This is a genomic window from Vibrio sp. V43_P6S15P86, from assembly GCF_009904725.1.
In the GTDB taxonomy this organism is placed as follows: domain Bacteria; phylum Pseudomonadota; class Gammaproteobacteria; order Enterobacterales; family Vibrionaceae; genus Vibrio; species Vibrio diabolicus.
Genome location: NZ_WXWT01000208.1, coordinates 1 through 3,557, shown reverse-complemented (window position 1 = coordinate 3,557; position 3,557 = coordinate 1). Strand labels below are relative to the sequence as shown.

The window sequence follows — 3,557 nt, the reverse complement described above, 5'->3', positions numbered from 1 at the left end:
ATCTGCATTTTCAAGTGTGACTCGGAGCATATTTATGTTGGTCAAGGATGAAACTAAAAAGGAAAGGATCGCTGTGATAGGTGCGGGGATTATTGGCTTATCAATTGGCTTGAAATTGCAGCAGCAAGGTTATCAAGTCACGATTTTTGATCCCAATGGCGTGGGGAATGGATGCTCTAAGGGAAATGCAGGCCATATCGCGACTGAGCAAATCTTCCCTCTTGCAACGCCAGCGCTGCTTTCACAATTACCTAAAATGCTGCTAGATCCCAAAAGTCCGGTTTCGATCCGTTGGCAAGATATTCCAAGCACTATCGGGTGGATGATTCGTTTTCTATTACAAACAAAGCCATCAGCCGCGGAGCAGGCAAAAAACGCGATTAAAACTCTTAACGAGCGGTCAGTGGCAAGTTGGCGTGGCATGCTTGATTCAATCGGAAAAGCGCATCTAATAAAAATGAATGGTTCATTGCTCACTTTTGAAAACGAGAAACTGTTTAAAGACTACCAAAGTACGCTTAACTCACTGGCTAAAAACGGTGTGGCGTATCAAGTTTGGACGCAAGAGGCGATTCGAAAGCGGATACCTGATCTCAGCCATAAGGTTTTTGTCGGCGTCTTTTTTCCCGATACAGGTCATACGCTAGACCCTTATCAGCTCTGTGTTGAGCTAAGTGAAGCTTTTGAAGTTCTTGGCGGTATGGTTTTACAAAAAGGTGTATCTGCGTTGGCGAAAAATGGCGAGGTGCTGGTTGAGTCTCAAACGTATTCATTTGACCGAATCATTGTTGCCGCTGGTGTACATTCTAAGCCTTTGATACGGCAGCTAACCGGAGTCAAAGTGCCTATTCAAGCCGAGCGTGGTTATCACCTAATGGTGGATGACAAGCGTGATGTACTGCCATTTCCTATTAGCTCTGCCGATAGAAAATTCATCATGACTCCGATGTCAGGTGGGCTACGCTTGGCAGGCACTGTTGAGTATGCCGATGTAGAATCACCACCCAATATGAAACGTTCAGAAATGCTTTTTCAGTTAGGCGATGAGATGTTTGAATCGGGGTTAAATCCACTCAAGCAAGGAGAAAAGTGGATGGGTAATCGGCCTTCAACAGTCGACTCGTTACCGGTTATTGATAGCATTTGGGATGGAAATGTATTACTGGCATTTGGCCACCAACACCTTGGATTAACTCAAGCGGCGATTACGGCAGATCTCCTTTTAGAGCTTATCGAAGGAAAGCCAACATCGATTGATCTTTCACCTTTTTCACTACAACGATTTGCCTGAGAAATTTAATATTAAATATTGTATAAAATATATTAGATGTCAATGTTAACTTAATTTTAACAAGGCTGGTGTCCAACAGCCGTACTCGGATGCCTCCAGAAAAACAACCAAAAGGAGTAAAACATGTCACGAATGACCAAAGCACCATTGGCGCTGTTGATTTCAGGAATGCTGTTGGGGGCCTCTGCTTATGCTGAAGACAAATTGACGGTCGTATCTTGGGGTGGTGCATTCACCAAGAGCCAAGTGGAGGCATATCATAAACCTTTCATTAAAAAAACAGGTGTTGAGATCGTATCCGAGGATTTCAGCGGCGGATTAGCCGAAATTAAAGCGCAGGTGGAAGCGAACAATGTGCGCTGGGATTTGGTTTCTCTCGACAAGCCGGACATTGTTCGTGGTTGTGCAGAAGGGCTATTAGAACCAGTGAGCCCAAGTATTTTGCCTCCGGGAGCTGATGGAACACCAGCACAAGAGGATTTCATTGATGGTGCGATTCACGAGTGCGCAATCAATACCATCGTTGTGTCCACAGTATTAGCGGTGAACGAAGAAGCGTTTAAAGGTAAGGCTTTGCCTAGCAAGTTGACCGATCTTTTTGACCTAAAAACTTTTCCAGGTCGACGTGCATTGCAAAAACAGCCTCAGGGTAATCTTGAGTGGGCACTATTGGCTGATGGTGTAAAGCCAGAAGAGGTCTACAGCCTGCTCGAAACCGAAGCGGGGCGTGAGCGTGCTTTTGCTAAGTTGGATACGATCAAATCAGAAGTGCTGTGGTGGACAACAGGTGCCCAGCCACCTCAAATGCTTGCAGACAAAGAAGTGGTGATCGCCTCGGCGTTTAACGGCCGAATCCACAATGCCCGTAAAGATGAAGGTCAACCATTTCGGATTATATGGGACCGTCAAATGGGTTACATGAATGGATGGGCGATACCTAAAGGGAGTGAGAACACAAAGCTTGCATTGGACTTCATTGCTTTTTCTTCAGGAACAAAACCATTAGCTGATCAAGCTAAGTACGTTGCCTATGGGCCTACGCGTAAGTCGTCTTCGGCGGAGGTGAACCCAGACATTTTAGCGAACCTTCCTACCGCACCTCAAAACTTCCAAACCGCCTTCCTGATTAACGATGAATGGTGGTCAGACTACGCGGATGAACTAAATGAAGAGTTCAATACCTGGCTGCTTAACTAGGCATTAATTTTTGTATGGGGCCGAGTTTTCATCCATAAGCGAGGTTCCGTACTTTTCCTCAACTGTATTTATGTTTTCGGAGAAATGATGAAAGTCATCGAAGCACAGCAAGTCGCGCAATGTTTAACAATGAAGTCTCTTATTGAAACGATGCGTGAAATGTACTCGCGGCCAGCAACAATACCTCAACGCCGAGTCATGCCCTTAGAAGAGGGAGAATACGAGGCGTTTGCGCTACTTCCAGCTTGGAACCAGGAGTTAATTGCGGTGAAAGCCTTTACGTATTTCCCGCATAACCCTGAGCAAGGCAAAGATACGCTTGCATCTAAGCTGCTTGTTTTTAGACGAAACGATGGTGAGCCGCTCGCACTCGTGGACGGTAAAGTTTTAACGTTTTGGCGCACCGCCGCAGCTTCTGCGTTGGCAGCGGACTATTTGGCGCGTCCCGATGCTGATCGTCTGTTGATCTGCGGAACGGGCAATCTTGCGCCTTATTTTGCGTGGGCATACGCTGCGGTTCGCCCACTTAAGCAGGTTTATATTTGGGGGCGTAACTCAGATAAAGCCGAGGCGACGGTAGATGCCATTGTGTCATCTTCAGAGTATCAGTCGCTTCCTGATGAGCGTCGGTTTCGCGTTTCAGTCGTAGAAAAAGTGGACCACGTTATCAAACACGTTGACATCATCAGCTGTATTACTGCATCAGCAGAGCCTTTGTTTAATGGCGCAGACGTGCAGCCGGGCACCCATATTGATTTGGTCGGTAATCATGACTTGGACAAGCGTGAATGCGACTCTAAAGCAGTGCAACGAGCACAGGTGTATGTTGATAGCCGTATTAATGTATTAGCCGAAGCGGGCGATCTTCTCATTCCAATTCAAGAGGGCGTATTCACGTCAGACGATATCAAAGGGGAATTACCGCAGCTTTGCGCCCAACAAATCTCAGTACGTCAAAACGATGAGGTCATTACTTTATACAAATCAGTTGGCAGTGCTTTGGCTGATTTGGCCGCTGTAAAGGCGGTGTTGTTAGAAAATGGCATAGATAGCCATGTCTGAGCATTTT

3 protein-coding genes are annotated in these 3,557 nt (G+C 46.2%); all 3 read left to right on the top strand.

The annotated features are described in order from the left end of the window. Nucleotides 1-34 precede the first annotated feature (34 nt). The 3 genes from CAG69_RS09130 (at nucleotide 35) to CAG69_RS09120 (ending at nucleotide 3,550) form a co-directional block, all read left to right on the top strand. Nucleotides 35-1,291, top strand: a complete 1,257-nt coding sequence (locus tag CAG69_RS09130; RefSeq protein ID WP_161443844.1) for an NAD(P)/FAD-dependent oxidoreductase — start codon at nucleotides 35-37, stop codon at nucleotides 1,289-1,291. Between the two features lie 123 nt (nucleotides 1,292-1,414). Then, nucleotides 1,415-2,488 carry a polyamine ABC transporter substrate-binding protein gene (locus CAG69_RS09125; RefSeq protein WP_132936605.1) on the top strand — a complete coding sequence of 358 codons (1,074 nt, stop codon included), beginning with the start codon at nucleotides 1,415-1,417 and terminating at the stop codon, nucleotides 2,486-2,488. A gap of 87 nt (nucleotides 2,489-2,575) precedes the next feature. Further along, nucleotides 2,576-3,550 carry an ornithine cyclodeaminase family protein gene (locus CAG69_RS09120; RefSeq protein WP_054577903.1) on the top strand — a complete coding sequence of 325 codons (975 nt, stop codon included), beginning with the start codon at nucleotides 2,576-2,578 and terminating at the stop codon, nucleotides 3,548-3,550. The last annotated feature ends 7 nt before the right edge of the window (nucleotides 3,551-3,557 follow it).

Excerpts from the sequence above, each read along its gene's own strand:
- CAG69_RS09130 (WP_161443844.1), top strand. The coding sequence starts at position 35 with ATGTTGGTCAAGGATGAAACTAAAAAGGAAAGGATCGCTGTGATAGGT.
- CAG69_RS09120 (WP_054577903.1), top strand. The coding sequence starts at position 2,576 with ATGAAAGTCATCGAAGCACAGCAAGTCGCGCAATGTTTAACAATGAAG.
- CAG69_RS09125 (WP_132936605.1), top strand. The coding sequence starts at position 1,415 with ATGTCACGAATGACCAAAGCACCATTGGCGCTGTTGATTTCAGGAATG.